Raw genomic sequence first — 16370 nt, forward strand, 5'->3', positions numbered from 1 at the left:
TCGGCCTTGGAATTCATGGCAATCTACTCTGATCTGCGGATCATCGGAGGTCGCCATGCTCACCCTCATCTTGCTCCTTGTCGCCGTCGGGGCCGTCTGCGCCTCGGCCTACGGGGCGGCCCAGCGCCCGCTCCCGCCCCTGACCGAGGCCCTGCCCGTCGGTGCCCTCGGCCTGGCATGGCGCCGCGTCGGGGAGCGCCAGACCAAGGGCGGCCTCAAGACCCTGTGGCTCGCCGATGCCGGTGACGAGAGCTCCTACAGCCGGCTCTACCGGGCGGATCGCGACGGGATGCGCGAGCTGGGCTTCTCCTGGGGTGGCGACCGCCAGGGCGAGTACGACAAGCCGGTCTGCTGGGAGCCGCAGCCCGCGCCGTCGAACGACCGATTCGAGGCGGCCTTCGCCCGGGCCGACGGGATCGCGCGCGAGGAAGAAGGACGCCGCGCAGCCGAGGAGGCCGAACGCCGGGCCCGGGTGGCCGAGAACATGGCTCGCCTGTGGGCGCAGGAGGGTGAGGAGCGCCTCGCCGCCGTCTCCCTCCTGCGCGACCGGATGAAGGCGCTGCCGTGGGCGTGGACGCGGTCGCAGCGGGACAAGGCGACCGCGATCTTCGCCGAGGGCGATCAGCCGTCAGCGTCGGCCGCCAAGATGGCCCGGCGCCTGGTCGAGACCTGCGACGAGATGGTCGCCCGGGTCACGGATCGGGCGCAGACGGAGAGGAAGGAGAAGTGGTGGGCGCTGGCCGCTGACCCGGCGATCCAACTCCTCGTCCACTCGGCCACGAAGCACCTGTCCGCCATGGACGACGACTGGGCGACGGTTTCTAACGATGCGGGCTGGTCGAAGGCTCACACCGCGTTGGGGCACGTCCTCTCCGGCCTGCCGCGGCTCGGTCAGTGCGAGGCGTCCCAGGCCCTGTGGGCCGTCCACGTCCACCGGCGGCAGATCCCCGACAACATGCGCCGCGAGCTCTTCGGGGAGGCCGCGTGATGGCCCGGCGACCGCATCCGAATCAACTCGACCTGTTCGCCAGCGTCACAGAGCCAACCCCGGAGCCGGCGGAGACCGTCGTCCGGCAACCGGATCGCCGCGACGACGAGATCACGCCGTTCGTCGACGCCTCGATCATGGGGGTCGTTCCGGGTCGTACCCCGATGGACGCCGCCCTGATCGAGGCCGGCCTCGCGAACCTCTACTCCCTCTCGATGGGGTACGCGCTGCGAGACATGACGGTGCCCTTCGCACCACGGAGCATCGCCTTCCCGGTGACGCTCCGGCGCGACCGGGGCGGTCGCCCATACCTTTTCCTATCGACGCCGGCCTGCGCCGACCTGCCGTACGTGCGCAGGGTCGAGGAGGTCACGGGGCTGAAGGCCGTGTGGGCGCCTTCAAACTGCGACGGGGGCATGTGGCACCACGCCATCGATCTCGCGACCGATGCCGGCTGGGAACGCCTAGCCGGGAGCATGGAGCACACGAAGATCAGCCACGTGCTCCACGCCGTCGGCCTCAATGTGTTCTGGGGGGAACTGTCGGTCGGCAACGCACGCGCCCTTCTCGAAAGGATCGGCGAGCCGGAGCCCGCCGACGCACGCCCGGCAATCCTCGGCTCGTGGGCGAAGCCGTTCGGCGCGTCGGTAACCAACAACTACCTGCACGGCTGGGGCTCCGTCCGCGCCATCGAGCTCGGCTGGGCAACCCCCAAGCGCATGAAGGGCAAGCGCGAGATCGAGGCGGCCTTCACCGAGGCCGGGCTCGCCGCAATCGCCGAGGCACGGGCATCGAAGATCGCCGCCTGAAGAAAAATCCGCATTTTTGCGGATTTCCCCGCTGTGCCTTTCGAGCCGGCGCGGCACGATTCCCTCACCACCAACCAAGGAGACAACCCGTGGCCCGTCAGCTTCTCGCCTACATCCTCGCCGCCATCGCCGCCGTCGCCGAGATGGCCGTCACCGCAACCCGCCTCGTCTGGAAGGCGGGCCGCTGGGTCGTCGAATCGATCACCCCCGCTCCCCGCCGCGCCGCCCCCGCCGGTGGTGGTTCCGCCGACATGGCCGCCGCGCTGGCCGAGGCCGCGACCGCCCCGGTCGGATCGCCTGCCGCCCTGACCGCCGCGCCGGCCCCCAAGAAGGCAATCACCCCCGACGAGGCCGCCAGGGAGTGGGGCTCCCTCGCCCAGCGTTTCGCCCTGTCCCAGGGGACGCTCACGGACGAGGAGCCCGATCTCCGCGCCCTCGACGAGGCGGCGCAGGCTTGGCTCCGGGGCCTCCCCTGGATGGACCTGATGAACGTCGCCAACGGGGACGCCTTGATGATCGGGCGCCACATGCTCGGCATGAAGCCGCTGGCGTCCCTGCCGCCGTGCCCGACGCTTGAGGAGTGGGAGCAGGGCAAGCGCGAGATGGCCCAGATGACCGCGGAGAAGCGCGAGCGCATGGCCGAGGGCCGCAAGGCCATCAGCGACGCGATCCAGGACCTGATCGACAGCCCCTCGTACGTGCCCTGCCAGGGCGTCTGATCACCCCGCATCCCTGACGCAACGAAGCCCGCCTCGGTCACCCCGGGGCGGGCTTTTTCAGGTCTGGATGCCATCGAAGAAAAATGCGTCCCCGTGCATTTTAGGGGTTGCGACTTTCCCTGTGCGCACGTGTGCACACGTCGTCAGCACGCGAAAGCATTCCGTCAGCACGTGGAGCCCCGTACGTACGCGGCCCCGGTGCCGCGTACGTCACGCGCGGCGGGCGTTCGTACGGCGGGCGGCGACCGCGACGGCCCGGACCGCATCAGCCCGGCGGCTGGTGGCGAGCTCGCCCTTCAGGCGGGCGTTCTCGGCCCGGAGCGCAGCGAGCTCCCGGCGCTGCTCCAGGAGGACCCGGGCGACGGTCGCCAGGTTCTCCGAGGTCACCGCCTCCTCCTCGGCAGCCCGGGCCTCGGCGACCAACCGGTCACCCCGGGCGAGGCCGGCAGCATGGGCGGCAGCGAGGCCGGCCGCGAGACCGTAGGCGCCGTTCTCGAAGCTGGAAACGAAACGGTCTGCGTTCATAGGGGCCTCCCCTGGTGCGTGAGACCAGGAGATCGCTACTCGGATTCACTTGTCGAGAGTCGGTCGCTTGTAGTGGTTACTGATCTCCTGGCCGCCTGTGGAGAACCCGTTACGTGCGGGCCAACTTTGGATCGGCCTGCAGGGCTGGGTTCGTACGGTAACAGAGCGCCCCGTTACACCTATGCTGTGTAACGAGTGCTCCGACTTGCGTAACGGATTGTCGAAGGTCTCCATTACCAGTGCCAGATGATGTGAGCGAAGTCGCTCAAGTGCCAGACGGTATCCGTCGGGTGCACGACCACGTTCCAGAGTGTCGTCGAGTCCGCGCAGGCGAGCCAGACGAAGCACTTCGAGGACGACTGCATGAAGCTGGAGGCCAGGCTCCGAGCCAATGACGAGATGCGCGACGACGCCCTGGCGGAATGCGATTACCTACGAGAGGAGAATGTCCGTCTGGCGCGGGAGGCCGCCGAGGTGCTGAAGCTGCGGGCCGAGAACGAGCAGATGCGGCGGCGCCTGGACAGGATACGCGCGGAGGAGTTCTGGGACCGGGTCATGGCCGAGGTGGCGGAGATGATGCCGGTCGGCGGGACGCGGCCGCTGGACGAGATCTTGGCGGGCCTGAAGGACTCGATCCACCGCGGGGCTCGGCTGCACAAGGAGCCGCTCGACGAGGACACGCTGAAGAAGAAGATGATCGGCCGGTGGGAGCACGGGAAGTATTTCGAGAAGGCTCCGGACGGCACCCTCGTGCGCAAGGCCGGATAAGCGGGGTTCCCGATCCGGGGGGCAAGCGGAACAACGGCATTCTTACCGGGACAACCAGTCGTGTGATGGCGTCGGAGAGCGCCGGACACCACTGTCGTTCTACTCGGCATCAGTCTCTCCCCATGAAAACCGCGCTACCGTCCCTTGAAACGAGTCGAATGTGCTGATGTAGAGTTGCGGCCGTCGCGGTAGGATACCATCTAGGCAGTAAGGTCCTGGGTGGAGCATTGCGATGGCCAGCAACGGAGTGGCGGCAGCTGCGCTTGTCGTTGTCCCCGACCACGAGACAGCGGTCGATCTCCTCTATTTCGAGGCCATCGCGCAAACGGTCGTCAACCTGATCGATGCGACACCCAACAAGCCACTCACCGTCGGCATTCACGGTGATTGGGGGGCCGGCAAGTCGAGCGTGCTGCGAATGGCCGAGGCTCGGCTCAAGAAGCGGGAGGGCGTTCTGTGCCTCCACTTCGACGGGTGGCGTTTCCAGGGGTTCGACGATGCCAAGACGGCATTACTGGAAACCATCGTCGAGGAGTTGCGCGACTCCGAGACCTTCGGTGCCAAGACGAAGAAGGCGGCCAAGGGCCTGCTCAAGCGCGTCCGCTGGATGAAGCTGGCCAAGCGAGGCGGCCAGTTGGCCTGGAACTATGCGAGCGGCCTGCCGAGCCCGGATCAGGTCACCGAGATCCTAGGTAAGCTTTCCGGCATTCTCAACGCGCCGGGGGAAGCCGTCGACGGCGAAGCGCTCAAGAAGGTCGTGGAGGAGGCGAAGGAATACCTCGCCGAACCCGAGGCGGCCGAGTCCGCGGTCACGCACATACGTGCGTTCCAGAAGGAGTTCGAAACGCTCCTGAAGGAGGCGGGCATCAAGAAGCTCGTCGTCCTGATCGACGACCTCGACCGTTGCCTGCCCAAGACCGCAATCGAGACCCTGGAGGCGATCCGCCTCTTCCTTTTCACTCCGCAGACGGCCTTCATCATCGCGACGGACGAGGCGATGATCGAGTATGCTGTCCGGCAGCACTTCCCCGACCTGCCGGCTGCGGCGGGGCCGACCTCCTATGCGCGGAACTACCTGGAGAAGTTGATCCAGGTGCCGTTCCGCATCCCTGCGCTCGGGATGGAGGAGGCCAAGGTCTACGTCACCCTGCTCCTCGCGCAGGCGATCCTGGGAGAGGAGGCCCGGGGTTTCGTGACGCTGGTCGAGAAGGCCCGGGCCGTCATCAAGACGCCCTGGATTTCGAATGCCCTCACGTTGGAGGACATCATCGCTGCCGGGCCCGACAAGCGAACGGAGCTGACGGCCGCCTACCGGCTTGCGCAGCAGCTAGGGCCGACGGTCGCGGAAGGGCTTGAGGGCAACCCCCGACAGATCAAGCGCTTCCTGAACGCCGTCGCGTTGCGGAAAGCCGTCGCCGACGCGCGCGGTCTCTCAAGCGAGGTCGAGATCTCCGTCCTAGGGCGCGTGATGCTGATCGAGCGCTTCAAACCGGATTTCTTCACGCAGGTCGCCAAGCAGGCGATGACGGTCGCGGGTGGCATCGTCGTGGAGTTGAAGCTGCTTGAAAGCGACGAGGCGACACCTCCGAGACCGGGTGGACCGTCCGCTGGATCGCCCCAAGCGGACGGCTCCAGGACACTGCCTGAGGCCGTGGCCGATTGGGCGGGGGACGCTTGGCTGCGCAACTGGGCACGGCTGGACCCCGACAAGCTCCTCAGTACCGTCGACCTACGCCCGTACGTGTTCGCGACCCGCGACCGCAAGAGCGCGTTCGGTCGTGCCTCGTCCAACGCCCTGCTCGACCGTATCCTGTCGTCCGTGGGTTCGGGTGCGCTCGGGGCGACGCAAGTGGACGGCGACATCCGAGCACTGGACGAAACCGGTGCCAACCTGCTTTTCAACACGTTGAAGGACCAGATCCTGGCCGTCGATCAGCTCTCGGCCTCGCCTCCGCACTTTGCCGGCCTGTGTGCGCTTGTGCGCCACCACCCCAGGTTCCAGGGTCGGCTCCTGGACTTCCTCGGCGAACTGCCAGCCGACGAGCTCGGCAGTTGGGCCGCTGCCGGTTGGTCCCCGCAGGCCTTCCAGGATGGGCCGAAGACGCGGGCGCGGGACATGTTGCGGTCCTGGTCAACCAGGGGAAGCCGTCAACTCCAGATCACCGCCAAGGCCACTTTGAGAAGTCTGGACGGACCGGAGCGCCGCTGATGGGAACGTCCGCACTGCCACGCGGGCAACGTCCGACGACCCCTCTGGTCCCGGGTTGGCTGGGCGGTCCGGCACCGCCGCCGGTCCCGCCGCCCGGCATGCCTCCGCCCCCCGTCGTCCCCCCCGGACCCGTGCCTCCTGTCCCGGTCCCAGGCCCTCCGACCCCGCCTGGCGCAACTCCCGCACTTCCCTTGGTCCCGGCCCCTCCGCCAGCCCCTCCGCCCGAACCCAACCGCTTCGGCCCGAGCAGGTCCAACTTCACCAGGTTCTCCCGGAGCGGCGGAACCGATGACCGTGCCCTGGGCAGGGCCGTCAGGGGGTACGCCCGCAACGCCGCCGGTGGGGCACGCAACGCGACGCGCCGGATGGGAGCGGCCCGTCAGGCTGCGGCGGGCGTGCTCGGCCTGTTCCGCGACTTCGACACGGTCGGCGTCCGCGAGACATTCGAGCGCCTTGGGCTCGATGCGCTCCTCGACGGAGGGGTTGCGGAGGCATTCGCGGGGCTCACGGACGTGATCTGCGCCGACGGTGGCCTCGTGGACGAAGCCATCGCTCGTGACGCATGGGCCGAGACCGTCGACCAGCTCGGCGCCCTTGGGATCGAAAGCCTCGACGCGTTCGAGGCCGCCCAGAAGCAAGGCTTTTTCGCCGCCTTCCTCTCCAACAGCATCGTGGGGCGCATTTTCCACGATATCGCGGTTCGCGGTTTCAAGGTCGCCCCGGTCATAGCCGACTTCCGTACCGTCGAGCGCGAGTTGCGGGACTACGTGTCCGCCGCCACGCGCGACGGCATCATCGGCCTAACCCCGCAATCGTTCGGCGACCTCACCGGCCCGAGCCTGGGACGCATCGTGGACGAGATCTACGAGGTGGCGTGGTCCCTGTTGGAAACCTACGGCGATGAAGGCGAATCCTCATGAGATGCCACATCGTCGTTCGTCTCGGACCCTCCGACCGCGCATCCATCGCCGCCCCCGCCGGAGAGCCGCAGCGTACCCTCGACGTCCGTCCCGACGTAGCGGGCCTGAGGTTCGGCATGGGCCAGATCCTCGGCGAGATGGCCACACGCGGGTTGCGTCCGACCGAGGTAGGCGTCGACCTGCTGGTTCTTGCCGTAGCCGTGCAGGCGGCCGACACGCGGATCTCCAGGGTCCGTAACGCGGAGGACTCCTTCACGCGGGAGATCGCGCTTTGGGTCCCGGTCTCGGATCCCACGCTATGGTCCGGCGTGGCGGACCTGATCGAGCGGATGCTGGGCTTCCTGTCGGGGGACATCTGGCGCGTGTTCTTTCGATCCAGGCCCGACGACGGTCCGCTCGCGCCGGCTCCTCTGGGTCTACCGCTTCTCCCGTTCGACCGGGTGGCCTTGTTCTCCGGCGGGGTCGACAGCTTCGTCGGCGCGACAGATCTCCTCGCCAGCGGAAGCAAGACGTTGTTCGTCAGCCACTACTGGGATGCCGGCACGTCGAGCCAGGCGGCATGCGTCCGAATGCTCGATCAGCAGTTCGGAGCCTTCGGCACGCGCCACGTTCGTGCACGGGTCGGCGTCACGGCCGGCGACATGGCCTCCCTTGGCAGCGAGGACACGCAGCGTGCCAGGTCGTTCCTATTCCTCGCCCTCGCCGCCGCCGGAACCAGCGCGATGCCCCGTGGGTCCCGGGTGGTGGACGTTCCCGAGAACGGCCTCATCTCCCTCAACGTCCCGCTCGATCCGCTCCGAGTGGGAGCATGGAGTACACGCACGACACATCCGTTCTACCTGGCTCGCTGGCAGGAGTTGCTGAGGCGGCTGGACCTCGCGGAGAACGTCGAGAACCGTTATCGATTCAGGACGAAGGGACAGATGCTGGACGAGGTGGCCCGACGCAGCTTCGTCGAAGCCGCCATGCCGAGCACGATATCCTGCTCCTCGGTATCGAAGGCCCGGTGGGAGGGAAGGCCGCCCGGTCATTGCGGATATTGCGTACCGTGCCTCATACGGCGCGCCGCCGAGGTCCATGCCTACGGCTACGAACCCACGACGTATCTTGACCTTCCCGTGTTGGGCGGCACGGTCGATCCGCGGGGCGCCAAGGGAGAACACGTCAGGAGTTTCGAGTTCATGGCCCAACGTCTGCGGCGAAAGCCGGAAACCGCGGTCGCGCTCGTGCGAAAACCTGGGCCGCTCACTGACTACGCCCCCGGGGAGATACGCGACTACACCAAGGTCTTCGCGGAGGGTATAGACGAGGTGGGACGAGCTATCGGAAACCTGCAGTCCTTCGCTCCCTGAAGCTCCCGACGGCGGTGGCCTTGCACGATTTCCATTGCCACCTCGACCTGATGGCCGATCCGAAGGCGGAGTACGAAACGCGCGGTGCCTATCGGGTGACCACCGTCGCCGTCACGACGACCCCGCGCGCCTGGCAACAGAACCTTGCATGGTCCAAGGGAAACCCTTGGACGCGACCGGCGCTGGGGCTTCACCCGGAATTGGTCGGGCAGGCACAGGACGAGGTCGGCCTGATGCTGGACCTCATGCCCCAGGCGAGGCTCATCGGGGAGATCGGCCTCGACGGCAGTCCGCACCTGGCGGATGCCTTCGAGGCGCAACGACGCGTGTTCAGGGAGGTCCTGCACCGGGCAGGCTCGCTGGGTGGCCGGGTGCTGAGCATCCACAGCCGTCGCGCCGCCGGACAGGTCCTCGACGAGATCCGTGCCTGCCCGTCGAGGGGAGGCTTCCTGCCCGTCCTGCATTGGTTTTCCGGTACGGCCTCCGAACTCGGTCGGGCCATCGCAGCGGGCTGCTGGTTCTCCGTCAACGGCAGCATGTTGAAGGGGGCACGGGCATCTTCCCTCATGGCTGCAGTTCCCCTCGATGCGCTGCTGATCGAGAGCGATGCCCCTTTCCGGGGTGGCAAGGGCGACCTGAGGGCTACGGTGAACCGCCTTGCGGAGATGCTGGGAAAGGACACGGCGGACTTGGAAGCCATCACCGACGGCAATGCATCCCGCTTGCTTGGAAACTTCGATATCCCAGCCTAGTCGTCTCAGCCTCGGTAGCGCAGCGCCTCGACCACCAGGGCGAAGGCCGGGGCGTGCTGGTGCCGGCTCGGGTAGTACAGGTGGTAGCCGGCGAACGGGGGGCACCATTCGGCCAGGACCCGCTTGAGTCGGCCCTCCTCGACGTAAGGCCGCACCCGGTCCTCCGGCAGGTAGGCGAGGCCCAGCCCGCCGAGGGCGGCCTTCAGGATCAGCCCGGTGTTGTTGAACGCCATCTGGCCCTCGACCCGGACGTTGAGCTCGCGGCCGGCCTTCTCGAACTCCCAGGCGTAGATGTTCCCACGCGTCGGCAGGCGTAGGTTGATGCAGCGGTGGTGCATCAGGTCCTGCGGCTTCCCCATCGAGGAGGTCGCCGGCGCGGTGAAGGAGTTGATCGCCCAGGGCAAGGTCAAGCATTTCGGCTTGTCCGAGCCTGGAGCGCAGACCGTTCGTCGGGCGCACGCGGTCCAGCCCGTGGCCGCCATCCAAAGCGAGTATTCGCTTTGGACCCGCGACCCGGAACCGGAGATTGAACCGCCCCGGGATTTTCGGAGGCTCCAACTCTTGAGAGACTGGAGCCATGACGAAGCATATCCCACCCTTCTCCCCTGAGGTCCGCGAGCGGCCAACCAGGCGCTGGTCGAGCTCCTGCAACGCTTCGCCGAGGCCAAGGAGGCGACGGCGGCGCAGATCGCGTTGGCTTGGTTGCTCTCGCGAAAGCCATTCATCGTGCCCATCCCCGGCACGCGCCGGCTCGACCGGGTCGTGCTCACGCCCCAGGACATGGCCGAGATTGAGGCGTCCGCCTCCGCCATTCCTATCGAGGGAGAACGTTTGCCCGCTGCCGTCCTGCAGTTCTCCTACCGCTGACCCCATCCAAGGGGCGTCGGGATTCACGACTCCTAAGGCAGCGCATAGCGGGACGCGCGTCCCGTTGCCCGCTTCCGGAGTCAACGGCCCGTAAACTATGACCGTCTGGCCCGGGATCGTGCGTCACGATCCGCCGCCGGTCCCCGGGACGGTTACGAGGGTCTCCTGACGAACCCGATGTCGGCGGCGACGGCCTTGAGCCGATCCGGTTCCCGCTCCTTTCGTTCCGAGTAGCGGTCCACGAGGTAGTCGGATCGCTCGCGGGTCAGGAGCGTGAACTTCATCAGCTCCTCGCAGACATCGACGACCCGGTCGTAGAGCGGCCCGGGTTTCATCCGGCCGGTTTCGTCGAACTCCTTGTAGGCCATCGGCACCGAGGACTGGTTCGGGATGGTGACCATCCGCATCCAGCGCCCGAGCACGCGCAGGCCGTTGACGGCGTTGAAGGACTGCGAGCCGCCGGAGACCTGCATCACGGCCAGCGTCCGCCCTTGGGTCGGGCGCACCGACCCCTCGGACAGGGGCAGCCAGTCGATCTGGCTCTTCATCACCCCGGACATGGCCCCGTGTCGCTCCGGGCTGACCCAGACGTGCCCTTCCGACCAGATCGAGAGGTTCCGGAGTTCCTGGACCTTTGGGTGATCGGCGGTGGCGTCGTCGGGCAGAGGGAGGCCGTGCGCGTCGTAGATGCGGACCTCGCCGCCCATCGCCTCAAGCAGGCGCGCCGCCTCGTAGGCGAGGAAGCGGCTGAACGAGCGCTCCCGGAGCGACCCGTAGAGGATCAGGAAGCGCGGGGCGTGGGCGAACGGCGTCGCCACCTGCAGGTCGGCGCTCGCCGGAACGATGAAGTGTCCCTCGCTCAGGTTCGGCAGGCCGTCGGCGAAGGGCTGTCGAGGCTTGTCCAAGGAACGTCTATCCTCTACGTTTCAATGATGGTTGAGATATTGACATCATGATGGACGAACGGCAAGCTGTCGCTGCCTTCGCGGCCCTCGGCCAGGAGCATCGGCTGCGCATCGTGCGCCAGCTCGTCACAGCGGGGCCTGACGGGATGGCGGCCGGCATGCTGGCCGAGGCGGTCGGCGTGTCCGGCACCAACCTGTCGTTCCACCTGAAGGAACTCAGCCATTCCGGCCTGGTCACCTCCCGGCGCGAGGGGCGGTCGATCATCTACAGCGCCGCCTACCCGGACCTGTCCGAGCTCATCCAGTTCCTGATGCGCGATTGCTGCCAGGGCCGCCCCGAGGTCTGCGCCCCGGCCGTAGCCGCCCTATCCGCCTGCTGCGAGGAAACCGCCTGATGGACGTCGTGATTTACCACAACCCGGATTGCGGCACGTCCCGCAACACCCTGGCACTCATCCGCAACGCCGGCATCGAGCCGCACGTGATCGAGTACCTGAAGACGCCGCCGAGCCGGGTGATGGTCCGTCAACTCGCGGAGCGTGCCGGCCTCACCGTGCGCGACCTCCTGCGGGAGAAGGGCACGCCCTACGCCGATCTCGGCCTTGGGGACCCGAGCCTTACGGATGACCGGCTTCTCGATGCCATCGAGGCTCACCCGATCCTGTTGAACCGCCCCCTGGTCGTCACCCCTCAGGGCGTCGCCCTCTGCCGACCGTCCGAGGCGGTCCTCGACCTCCTGCCTGCCCAGCAGGGCGAGTTCGTCAAGGAGGACGGCGAGCGCGTCGTCGACGAGCACGGCCGGCGCATCGCCACCGCCTGATCGCTCCACATAATCAAGAACAAGAAACGGTCCCGATGCTCGCGCTCGCCATCTTCGTCGTCACCCTCGTGTTCGTCATCTGGCAGCCGAAGGGGTTCGGGATCGGATGGAGCGCCCTGATCGGAGCCGCGGTCGCGCTCGCCACCGGGGTCATCCACCCGGGCGACATCCCGGTCGTCTGGCACATCGTCTGGGACGCCACGTTCACCTTCGTCGCGCTGATCATCATCTCGCTGCTGCTCGACGAGGCCGGCTTCTTCCACTGGGCGGCGCTCCACATCGCCCGGTGGGGCGGCGGACGGGGGCGCCTGCTGTTCCCGTTGGTGATCCTGCTCGGCGCCGCCATCGCCGCGGTGTTCGCCAACGACGGCGCGGCCCTGCTGCTCACCCCCATCGTGCTGGCCATCCTGCTGCGCCTCGACTTCAAGCCGGCCGCGGCGCTGGCCTTCATCGTCGCCTGCGGGTTCGTTGCGGACTCCACCAGCTTGCCGCTGGTGATCTCGAACCTCGTCAACATCGTCTCGGCGAACTTCTTCGACATCTCCTTCAGCCGCTACGCGGCCGTGATGGTGCCGGTGAACCTCGTCTCGCTCGCGGCGACCCTGGTGGTGCTGTGGCTGTTCTACCGGCGCGACCTTCCGGCCACGTACCCCGTGGCCGAGCTCGAAGCGCCGCGCCACGCGATCATGGACGCGCTGGTGTTCAAGGCAGCCTTCCCGCTCCTCGGGCTGCTGCTGGTCGCCTACTTCGTGACGGCGCCGTTCGGCGTGCCCGTCTCGGTGGTCACCTGCGCCGGCGCCGTGATCCTGCTGGCGCTGGCGAACCGGAGCCGCGTCATTCCGATCCGCAAGGTGCTAGCGGGGGCCCCCTGGCAGATCGTCCTGTTCAGCCTCGGCATGTACCTCGTCGTCTACGGGCTGAAGAATGCCGGCCTGACCGACTACCTGGCGCAAGGCCTCGTCTGGCTCTCGGGCCATGGGCCGTTCGTCGCCACCATAGGCACGGGGGTCGCAGCCGCGATCCTGTCCTCGGTGATGAACAACATGCCGAGCGTGCTGGTTGGCGCGCTGTCGATCCAGCAGGCCCCGGACCTGTCGCCGCTGATGCGCGAGCTCATGGTCTACGCCAACGTCATCGGCTGCGACCTCGGCCCGAAGTTCACGCCCATCGGGAGTCTGGCGACCCTGCTGTGGCTGCATGTGCTCGACACCAAGGGCCAGCGCATCACCTGGGGCCAGTACATGCGGGTCGGCCTCGTCATCACGCCGCCGGTGCTACTCGTCACCCTGGCGGCCCTGGCGTTGTGGCTACCCATGATCGGGGCCCGGTAGCACGGCGATGACCCCGCCGCACCGCTGGCCAATGACCTCGGCCCTGGGCGTGATCCAAATCCTGACCTGGGGCTCATCGTTCTACCTCCTGTCGGTTCTGGCCACCCCGATGTCGAGGGATACGGGATGGCCCCTCGGCTGGGTCATCGGGGGCCTATCCCTCGGCCTCCTCGTCGCGGGCCTCGTCTCGCCGCGGGTGGGAGCCTTCATCGGGGAGCATGGCGGCCGGCCGATGCTGGCCTTCGCCGCCATCGCCCTGGCGCTGGGCCTCACGGGCCTTGCCCTGGCCCCGTACGTTACGGCTTACTTGGCGGCTTGGCTCCTCATCGGCCTCGGCATGGGCACCGGACTGTACGATCCCGCCTTCGCCACCCTCGGCCGGCTCTACGGTGCCGAGGCGAGGTCCGCCATCACGACGCTGACCCTGTGGGGCGGCTTCGCCAGCACGGTGTGCTGGCCGCTTTCCGCCTTCCTGCTCGAGCAGGTCGGCTGGCGCGGCACCTGCCTCGCCTATGCGGCGCTCCACCTTACGGTCACACTCCCCCTCGTGCTCGTCGTGATCCCGTCCCCTCCGCCGCCTACGGCTCGACGGCTTAAGGGATCAAACGCAAGCGCTCGGCTGGATGGGCGGGAGCGACGCGCCTTCCTCCTCATGGCCGGGGTGCTGACCCTCGGCGGCACGGTGATGGCCATGGTCTCGGTGCACCTCATCACCCTGCTACAGGCCCGTGGCGTGGCTCTCACCTCGGCCGTGGCCTACGGGGCGCTGATCGGACCCTCCCAGGTCGGCGCCCGCATCATCGAGATGGCCGGCAAGGGACGGCATCACCCCCTCTGGACCCTGACCGCCGCCATGGTCCTGGTGATCCTGGGGATCGCGATGCTGACGGCCGGCCTACCCTTGGTCGGGCTGGCGCTGGTCCTCTACGGGGCCGGGAACGGGATCTACTCGATTGCACGTGGTACGGTGCCCCTGGCCCTGTTCGGTCCCGAACGATACGCCGCGCTCGTCGGTCGCCTCGCCCGTCCGGGGCTGGTGGCGCAGGCGCTTGCACCCTCCGTCGGAGCCGTGGTCCTGACCCACGCGGGCGCGGACGCGACCTAGGCCCTGCTCAGCGTGCTCGCCGTGGCGAACGTCGCGCTCGCCCTATCGCTCTGGCGCGTCCGGCCGCGAAGCCAGGGAGCCGGCGGCCGCCTTCGACGGTCGCCGTGATCCAGTCCCGATCCGATCTTGCCTCCGACCCGTCGCGAGCCTACTGACGCTTAAACGATTCCATAACGGTTTAAGTGTCGTGCAAGAGAAACAAGCGCTCGACGGCTTCGCGGCCATCGCGCAGGAGACCCGCCTGCGCATCATCCGCCTGCTGGTCACGGCCGGGGCGAAGGGCATGGCGGCTGGTGCCATCACCGAGGCCATCGCAGGTGCCTCGGCGCCGCGCATCTCGTTCCACCTTAGCCACCTGGAGAACGCCGGCCTCGTCGAGAGCCGCCGCGAAGGTCGCTCGATCATCTACAGTGCGATCTTCCCGGCCCTGTCCGACCTCGTCGCCTTCCTCATGCGCGATTGCTGCGAGGGTCACTGCGAGGTCTGCGACCGCGCCATCGACCTGTTCGCCAAATGCACGGGCCGGCCCCAGCGGGTCGAGCAAGCCCCCAAGATCGCCTGCGAGGAAGCATGACCACCTTGCGCGACATCCTCGAAGGCCGGCAGATCCCGATCTACTTCGCCGCCATCGGCCTGGCCGTCGTCGTTGCGCTGATGGTCCCCGGAACCACGGCCCTGGACGTCGGGATCAACCCGGCCCTGGCGTTGATGCTGTTCGTCACCTTCCTCCAGGTACCCCTGCCCGAGTTGGGGAAAGCCTTTACGCGGGTCCGTTTCCTGGCGGCGCTCCTCGCCACGAACTTCGTCGCGCTGCCGATCCTGGTGGCCTGCCTGATCCAGTTCCTGCCCGCCAATCCGATGCTGCGGCTGGGCGTGCTCATGGTCCTGCTCACGCCGTGCATCGACTACGTCGTCACCTTCGCCCACCTCGGCCGCGCGGACGCCAAGGTGCTGCTGGCCTCCACCCCGGCGCTGCTGATCGCGCAGATGCTGCTGCTGCCGGTCTACCTCAACGTCTTCCTCGGCGAGGACGCCGCCAGGTTCGTCCAGGTCGGTCCGTTCGTGCACGCCTTCGTCTGGCTCATCGCGGTTCCCCTCGGACTTGCTGCGGCCGTGCAGATCTGGGCCGGACACAGCCGCGCCGGCCACCGGATCGCCACCGGGCTCGGACTTCTGCCGGTGCCGTCGACGGCCCTCGTCCTGTTCGTGGTGATCGCGTCCGTCCTGCCCCAACTCGGGCCGGCCCTAGACGACGCCCTGCGGGTGGTCCCCGTCTACGTCGCCTTCGCCGTGGCTGCCCCGCTGCTGGGTTGGGCGGTCGGGCGCGCGTTCCGCCTGGATGCCCCCACCGTCCGCACGCTGGCCTTCAGCGCCGCCACCCGAAACTCTATGGTGGTCCTGCCGCTGGCCTTCGCCGTTCCAGGCGCCGTCCCGCTCCTGCCCGCCGTCATCGTCACACAGACGCTGATCGAGCTCCTGAGCGAACTCGTTTACGTCCGCCTCGTGCCCAGGCTCGGCCCAACGGCGGCGTCGCCGGTCCCGGCCGTCTAAGTCGCCCCCGATGAGACGGCAGAGCGTACCCGTGATCCCGCATCGCCACCGTCTCGTGGTGATCTCGGCCCTTGGCTCGATCCAAATCCTGACCGGGGGGGCCTCGTTCTACCTGCTGTGTGTGCTCGCCAACCTGATATCGGAGTATACGGGGTGGCCTCTGAGATGGGTCATCGGGGGCCTGTCCCTCGGCTTCCTCGTCGCGGGTTTGCTATCTCCGCGGGTGGGGCTTTCGTCAGGTAGTGCCTATCCCTTCCGCGCCGACACGCGATGTGGCATCGTCCGTTCGTGACCTTTTGGCTCGCCCTTCGCAGGCTGCTCCCGCTCCTGGCGGTGATCGGCCTCGCCCTTGCGCCGGTGACCGCATCCGCGGCCGCCGCAGGCATGCGCGCGCCGACGGCCGTTCAGGGGCACGCCATGGCGATGCCCGACGAAGCCATGGCCGACATGGCCGGGATGGCCATGGACGAGATGCCGTGCTGTCCCAAGGAGCGGCCGGATATGCCCGACTGCTCCAAGGGCTGCCCCCTGATGGCGCTTTGCCTGGCGAAGGTCGCCACCGGGCTGCCGGTCGCCGTCGGACTTCCGGGCCGCGTCGGCGGCGTCGAGGGGCCGACCTGGGGCGTCACCGCCTCCTTCGACAGCCTGTCGCAAGGGCCGCCCACCGAGCCTCCCCGAGCCTGAACCCGATGCCGCCGGCGCCTGCGCCGGCAGATCCCGCGCGCCTGAAGGCCCGGGTCCCATCGTTT

At 67.9% G+C, this 16370-nt stretch carries 16 protein-coding genes and 4 pseudogenes; 17 read left to right on the forward strand and 3 right to left on the reverse strand.

From position 1 onward, the window contains the following. Window positions 1-55: 55 nt before the first annotated feature. The 3 genes from AC0IY0_RS10910 to AC0IY0_RS10920 all read left to right on the forward strand — a co-directional run bounded on the left by AC0IY0_RS10910 (window position 56) and on the right by AC0IY0_RS10920 (window position 2516). The gene (locus tag AC0IY0_RS10910) at window positions 56-988 is read left to right on the forward strand and encodes a hypothetical protein (protein ID WP_056097050.1); all 933 of its coding nucleotides are present in this window, start codon (window positions 56-58) and stop codon (window positions 986-988) included. Beyond that, complete coding sequence (locus tag AC0IY0_RS10915) at window positions 988-1797, forward strand: hypothetical protein (protein WP_056097047.1); 810 nt, start codon at window positions 988-990, stop codon at window positions 1795-1797. The genes AC0IY0_RS10910 and AC0IY0_RS10915 overlap by 1 nt, the downstream gene beginning before the upstream one ends. An 89-nt stretch (window positions 1798-1886) precedes the next feature. Beyond that, window positions 1887-2516, forward strand: coding sequence for a hypothetical protein (locus tag AC0IY0_RS10920; RefSeq protein WP_056097044.1), 630 nt, complete (start codon window positions 1887-1889; stop codon window positions 2514-2516). Window positions 2517-2726: 210 nt separating this feature from the next. Here AC0IY0_RS10920 and AC0IY0_RS10925 read toward each other — a convergent pair whose 3' ends face one another. Beyond that, on the reverse strand, window positions 2727-3041 hold the full coding sequence (locus AC0IY0_RS10925) for a hypothetical protein (protein WP_056097041.1): 315 nt from the start codon (window positions 3039-3041) through the stop codon (window positions 2727-2729). 363 nt (window positions 3042-3404) lie between these two features. On the opposite strand from AC0IY0_RS10925, the gene AC0IY0_RS10930 reads away from it, so the two are divergent. The 5 genes from AC0IY0_RS10930 (at window position 3405) to qatD (ending at window position 9042) form a co-directional block, all read left to right on the forward strand. Then, window positions 3405-3809 (forward strand): hypothetical protein, encoded by a 405-nt coding sequence (locus AC0IY0_RS10930; protein WP_157085675.1) that lies wholly within the window; start codon window positions 3405-3407, stop codon window positions 3807-3809. Between the two features lie 232 nt (window positions 3810-4041). Continuing rightward, on the forward strand, window positions 4042-6018 hold the full coding sequence (gene qatA / locus AC0IY0_RS10935) for a Qat anti-phage system ATPase QatA (protein ID WP_056097040.1): 1977 nt from the start codon (window positions 4042-4044) through the stop codon (window positions 6016-6018). A 98-nt stretch (window positions 6019-6116) separates the two neighbouring features. Beyond that, window positions 6117-6938, forward strand: a complete 822-nt coding sequence (gene qatB / locus AC0IY0_RS10940) for a Qat anti-phage system associated protein QatB (RefSeq protein WP_354465852.1) — start codon at window positions 6117-6119, stop codon at window positions 6936-6938. 116 nt (window positions 6939-7054) lie between these two features. Beyond that, complete coding sequence (qatC, locus tag AC0IY0_RS10945) at window positions 7055-8290, forward strand: Qat anti-phage system QueC-like protein QatC (protein ID WP_156384040.1); 1236 nt, start codon at window positions 7055-7057, stop codon at window positions 8288-8290. 20 nt (window positions 8291-8310) lie between these two features. After that, window positions 8311-9042: a Qat anti-phage system TatD family nuclease QatD gene (gene qatD, locus AC0IY0_RS10950; protein WP_156384039.1), complete on the forward strand. Its 732-nt coding sequence runs from the start codon at window positions 8311-8313 to the stop codon at window positions 9040-9042. Window positions 9043-9047: 5 nt separating this feature from the next. Here the strand turns inward: qatD and AC0IY0_RS10955 are convergent. Then, window positions 9048-9392: pseudogene (locus tag AC0IY0_RS10955) on the reverse strand (LysR substrate-binding domain-containing protein); the annotation flags it as partial. Between AC0IY0_RS10955 and AC0IY0_RS10960 the strand changes: the two are divergent. Then, window positions 9364-9909, forward strand: a pseudogene (locus AC0IY0_RS10960) (aldo/keto reductase). The pseudogenes AC0IY0_RS10955 and AC0IY0_RS10960 overlap by 29 nt on opposite strands. Before the next feature lie 152 nt (window positions 9910-10061). On the opposite strand, the gene arsH reads toward AC0IY0_RS10960, so the two are convergent. Further along, entirely contained in the window at window positions 10062-10814 is a 753-nt protein-coding gene (gene arsH, locus AC0IY0_RS10965) for an arsenical resistance protein ArsH (protein ID WP_056097026.1), read from the reverse strand. A 47-nt stretch (window positions 10815-10861) separates the two neighbouring features. Here arsH and AC0IY0_RS10970 point away from each other — a divergent pair, with 47 nt between their 5' ends. The 8 genes and pseudogenes from AC0IY0_RS10970 (at window position 10862) to AC0IY0_RS11005 (ending at window position 16305) form a co-directional block, all read left to right on the forward strand. Then, a complete protein-coding gene (locus AC0IY0_RS10970; RefSeq protein WP_056097023.1) occupies window positions 10862-11209 on the forward strand; it encodes an ArsR/SmtB family transcription factor in 348 nt (115 codons plus the stop codon). After that, window positions 11209-11634 (forward strand): arsenate reductase (glutaredoxin), encoded by a 426-nt coding sequence (arsC, locus tag AC0IY0_RS10975; RefSeq protein ID WP_056097020.1) that lies wholly within the window; start codon window positions 11209-11211, stop codon window positions 11632-11634. Before AC0IY0_RS10970 ends, arsC begins: the two co-directional genes overlap by 1 nt. A 35-nt stretch (window positions 11635-11669) precedes the next feature. Continuing rightward, on the forward strand, window positions 11670-12965 hold the full coding sequence (locus AC0IY0_RS10980) for an arsenic transporter (protein ID WP_056097017.1): 1296 nt from the start codon (window positions 11670-11672) through the stop codon (window positions 12963-12965). Window positions 12966-12972: 7 nt separating this feature from the next. Continuing rightward, window positions 12973-14178, forward strand: a pseudogene (locus AC0IY0_RS10985) (MFS transporter). A 79-nt stretch (window positions 14179-14257) separates the two neighbouring features. Next, window positions 14258-14644, forward strand: a complete 387-nt coding sequence (locus AC0IY0_RS10990) for an ArsR/SmtB family transcription factor (protein WP_056097011.1) — start codon at window positions 14258-14260, stop codon at window positions 14642-14644. Next, the gene (locus AC0IY0_RS10995) at window positions 14641-15621 is read left to right on the forward strand and encodes an arsenic resistance protein (protein WP_056097008.1); all 981 of its coding nucleotides are present in this window, start codon (window positions 14641-14643) and stop codon (window positions 15619-15621) included. The genes AC0IY0_RS10990 and AC0IY0_RS10995 overlap by 4 nt, the downstream gene beginning before the upstream one ends. A gap of 10 nt (window positions 15622-15631) precedes the next feature. Next, window positions 15632-15856, forward strand: a pseudogene (locus AC0IY0_RS11000) (MFS transporter); the annotation flags it as partial. Between the two features lie 53 nt (window positions 15857-15909). Continuing rightward, window positions 15910-16305, forward strand: coding sequence for a hypothetical protein (locus AC0IY0_RS11005; RefSeq protein WP_056097130.1), 396 nt, complete (start codon window positions 15910-15912; stop codon window positions 16303-16305). Window positions 16306-16370 lie beyond the last annotated feature (65 nt).

The sequence above is a fragment of the Methylobacterium sp. AC315 genome (genome assembly GCF_979253755.1).